This window comes from Halobiforma nitratireducens JCM 10879, from assembly GCF_000337895.1.
Lineage (GTDB): Archaea > Halobacteriota > Halobacteria > Halobacteriales > Natrialbaceae > Natronobacterium > Natronobacterium nitratireducens.
In genome coordinates this window covers 1-3823 of the sequence record NZ_AOMA01000098.1, presented here as the reverse complement: position 1 = coordinate 3823, position 3823 = coordinate 1, and the positions used below count along the sequence as shown (strand labels likewise).

5 protein-coding genes are annotated in these 3823 nt (G+C 63.2%); 2 read left to right on the top strand and 3 right to left on the bottom strand.

Annotated elements, in window-relative coordinates; genetic code table 11:
* Positions 1 to 249, bottom strand: a 249-nt coding sequence (locus C446_RS09830; protein WP_006672939.1) for an NOB1 family endonuclease, incomplete at its 3' end; no start/stop codon positions are given.
* Positions 250 to 253: 4 nt separating this feature from the next.
* Complete coding sequence (locus tag C446_RS09825) at positions 254 to 499, bottom strand: PRC-barrel domain-containing protein (RefSeq protein ID WP_006672938.1); 246 nt, start codon at positions 497 to 499, stop codon at positions 254 to 256.
* Between the two features lie 278 nt (positions 500 to 777).
* Here C446_RS09825 and infB point away from each other — a divergent pair, with 278 nt between their 5' ends.
* Together infB and C446_RS09815 are read left to right on the top strand one after the other, a co-directional pair.
* Positions 778 to 2613, top strand: a complete 1836-nt coding sequence (gene infB / locus C446_RS09820) for a translation initiation factor IF-2 (RefSeq protein WP_006672937.1) — start codon at positions 778 to 780, stop codon at positions 2611 to 2613.
* Between the two features lie 44 nt (positions 2614 to 2657).
* Positions 2658 to 2837: a hypothetical protein gene (locus C446_RS09815; RefSeq protein ID WP_049920141.1), complete on the top strand. Its 180-nt coding sequence runs from the start codon at positions 2658 to 2660 to the stop codon at positions 2835 to 2837.
* Between the two features lie 69 nt (positions 2838 to 2906).
* Here C446_RS09815 and C446_RS09810 read toward each other — a convergent pair whose 3' ends face one another.
* Positions 2907 to 3758 (bottom strand): hypothetical protein, encoded by an 852-nt coding sequence (locus C446_RS09810; RefSeq protein WP_006672936.1) that lies wholly within the window; start codon positions 3756 to 3758, stop codon positions 2907 to 2909.
* Between the last annotated feature and the right edge of the window lie 65 nt (positions 3759 to 3823).

Below are 3823 nucleotides of genomic sequence, written 5' to 3'. Positions count from 1 at the left end.
GAAACTCGCTGCGACGAGCCGAACGTCGGTGTCCGAGAGCACCTCGAGGTCGCCCGATTCGCGGGCGGCACGACGGACCTTCTCCGTCGTGTCCTCGTTCGGAATGTGGATGTGCATCCCCGAGCCCTCCATCGCGTCGTAGCGATAGGCGCTCTCGTCTTCGAGTTCTTCCCGGACGAGCGGAATAGTTGCAGTCTGTTCTGACGTGTGGAAGTCGTGGATAAAAGCCGAGGAGTCGAGAACGTACATACGGTTAGCGCTTGACGACGATGTAGTCTTTCACCGCCTGAACGCGGCTGACAGGGACGAGAAACCGACCGTGTTCGTCGACGTCGAAGTCGACGGACCGCGTCGGGAGTTCTTCGTCGGGGTCGATGACGAGATCGTGCAGTTTACCGGATTTGAGGTCCATCGTGATGTTGTAGAGCAATCCCAGTTCAGTGCCGTCGGATCCCATGACGGCCTTCCCCGAGAGATTTTCAGCGAGTATATCGCTCATGCATACCCGTATTTACTAATCGGTATTAAAATCCATGGGGTCGACGGCCGGGCCGATGCTGTCCCGTGGTTTCTGAGTGACAGGCCGTCTGCGACGCCGAGAGCTCCCGAGAACCCCCGAGAACGCCTCCAACATCGAGTGACCTGAGCGGCCGCTCTCGTCGTGGGAGGACGAACTCCCGAGACCCACCTCCGCCGGTGCCGAACCGCGCGGCGTGACGATGGGTTTAACTACCGTCCTACGGACCCTATAGACAAGACCTTCTCGGGTGGTTCATCATGTCGGATACGGACACAGATGCGGAGACGGATACGAATTCGGACGCTGACTCGAGAGATCCGACATCTCTCAGAACGCCGATCGTCGCCGTCCTCGGTCACGTCGATCACGGGAAGACCAGCCTGCTAGACAAGATTCGTGGTTCCGCGGTCATCGAGGGTGAGGCGGGCGCGATCACCCAGCACATCGGAGCGACCGCCGTCCCGCTTGACATCGTCTCGTCGATCGCGGGCGACCTCGTCGACCCGGAGGACTTCGATCTTCCCGGCCTCCTCTTTATCGATACGCCGGGCCACCACTCCTTTACCACGCTTCGCTCCCGGGGCGGCGCGCTCGCGGACATCGCGATCCTCGTCGTCGACGTCAACGACGGCTTCCAGCCACAGACGCTCGAGGCGCTCGACATCCTCCGACGATCGGAGACGCCGTTTATCGTCGCGGCGAACAAGATTGACACCGTCCCCGGCTGGAACGAAAACGAGGACTCGCCGATCAACGCGACCTACGAGTCCCAGTCCGACCGCGTCCAGGGCCGGCTCGACGAACAGCTCTACGAGATTATCGGTAACCTCTCGGACGAAGGGTTCTCCGCGGATCTCTACTGGCGGGTACAGAACTTCCAGCGTAACGTCGGCGTCGTTCCCGTCTCCGCGATGACCGGCGAGGGCGTGCCGGACCTGCTTGCCGTCATGATGGGCCTCTCCCAGCGGTACATGAAAGAGGAGATGGAGATCGACGTCGCCGGCCCCGGCGTCGGCACCGTTCTCGAGGTCAAAGATGAGAAAGGCTTCGGAAAGACGGTCGACATCGTTCTCTACGACGGGACGATCAAGGCCGACGATCAGATCGTCGTCGGCGGCCAGAACGATCCAATCGTCACCGACGTGCGTGCCCTGCTCCAGCCGCGACCACTCGCCGAGATCCGCACCGAGAGCCGGTTCGAGAAAGTCGACGAGGTCGGCGCTGCAGCCGGTATCAAGGTCGCCGCGCCCGAACTCGACGACGCGATGGCCGGCGCACCGGTCCGGGTCGTCCGCAACCGCGACCTCGAGGATGTCGTTCACGAGGTCCAGGCCGAACTCGCGGACATCGCGGTCGACACCGAAGAACAGGGCGTCGTCGTCAAGGCCGACACGCTCGGCAGCCTCGAAGCGATGGCAGACGCGTTAGAGGACGCAGAGGTTCCGATCGTCCGTGCCGAAGTCGGTGACGTTGCCCCGCGTGACATCTCGGTCGCTTCGACGGCGGACGATCCGAAACAACAGGTCATCCTCGGGTTCAACGTCGAGGTGCTTCCGGAGGCCGAACACCGCGCCGAGACCGACGACGTGACGATCTTCACCGACGAGGTCATCTACCAGCTCGTCGAGGAGTACGACGAGTTCGTCGAGGAGATCGAACAGGCCCAGCAGGACACGATCCTCGAGAACATCACCCGACCCGCCCGGTTTCGCATTCTGCCGGACCACACCTTCCGTCAGAACGATCCCGCGGTCGTCGGCGTCGAGGTCGACGCCGGCACCCTCCAGAACAACACGAACGTCGTGAAATTCGACGGGAACGAACCCGAACGTATCGGCCAGGTCAAAGGCATTCAGGAACAGGGCGAAGACGTCGACGAAGCCCGCAACGGCGACCGCGTCTCCGTCGCGATCGACGGTCCGACGGTCGGACGCGGCATCGAAGAAGGCGACCGACTCTGGACCGAAATCCCGGAGAAACACGCGAAGATCCTCGAGCAGGAACTGACCGACGAGATTCCCGGTGACGAACTCGAGTCGTTGAACATGTACCTCGACAAGCAGCGCAATCGGGACCCGTTCTGGGGCAAGTAAGTTCGAGCCACTGTTATTTTACGTGTCGGACGTGAGCAGCCGGTATGGTTTCCCGTGAAAACAAAGTCGTGGGCGGCTTCGTCGTGGTCGCGATGGCCCTCACGTTCGGCGGACGGTTGGTGACCGAGCTGCCGGATGCACTCCTGATGGGAGTACTGCTTTTCGTCGGTGTCCTCGCACCGATGGCCGTGAACAACTACCTCGAGAACCGAGACGCTGACTGACTGCGTGAGCGGCATCCTTCGCTCTCTCTTTCCCTATTCTGCGGCAGGCAGACTGGCCGAAACAGCCCCTTACTCGCTCCCTTCGAAAGAGCGCGCACGTGATCGGGTTTCGACGACCGTCTCGTACACCGCTTCCGGGTCGTCGATCGCGTCCTGATCACACCGAATGTCGAACCAGCCTCGCCGCTCGAGAACGAGCGCGTCGTCGGTGAGACGCACGTCGGCGATCCGGTCCCAGGGGAGCAGTTTTCGTTCGAAGCGGTCGACGACGACGCCGATCTCGTGGGCCTCGAGGTCGATCCCGCCCCAACGGTTCTCGACGTCGTGGGCGGTCCAGCTCCAGGTTTCCCAGCCGAGCCGGTCGCCGACCCACAGCAGCAGAATAACGCCCCCGTAGCCGGCGAACCAGACGCCCGAGCGGCTATCGAACGTAATCGACGCGAGCCCCCAGACGAACAACAGAACGCCGCCGCCGAGAGCGAACGTCCCCCAGAGCCCGTCGTCGAAGGCCGTTCGGTGCCACGTCCAGGCGACGATCGGCTCGTCAGTTACCGCCGCGATGTACCGGCTCCGGCTCATCTGTGCGACACCCACGCCGGCCGCACCGACGAGCACGACGAACGCGAGCGTGACGACGGCCAGCCGTGTCGACGATACCAGCGGTGTGACCGTGGTCACCGGGAGAACGGCGGCGAGCCCGAGCGCCGGGACGTACGGGAGGAGTCGCCGGCCGCGGGTTCGGCCGAGCCGTTCCGGGAGGCCGGCGAGCCGATTTCCCACGGCGAGACCGAAGACGAGTCCGGCCACCACCGCACTCGGAACGGTCGCCAGCACGGTCGCCGACGAAATGCCGGCCGCGACGGCGGCCACTGCCAGGACGGCGGCGACGACGGTACCCAGGTTGCTCCGTTGCGAGGTCATCTAATCCTCCTCTCAGGCGTTCACTCCACTGTTCTTCGTGAGACTTGTAGGGAATTGGACGCCGT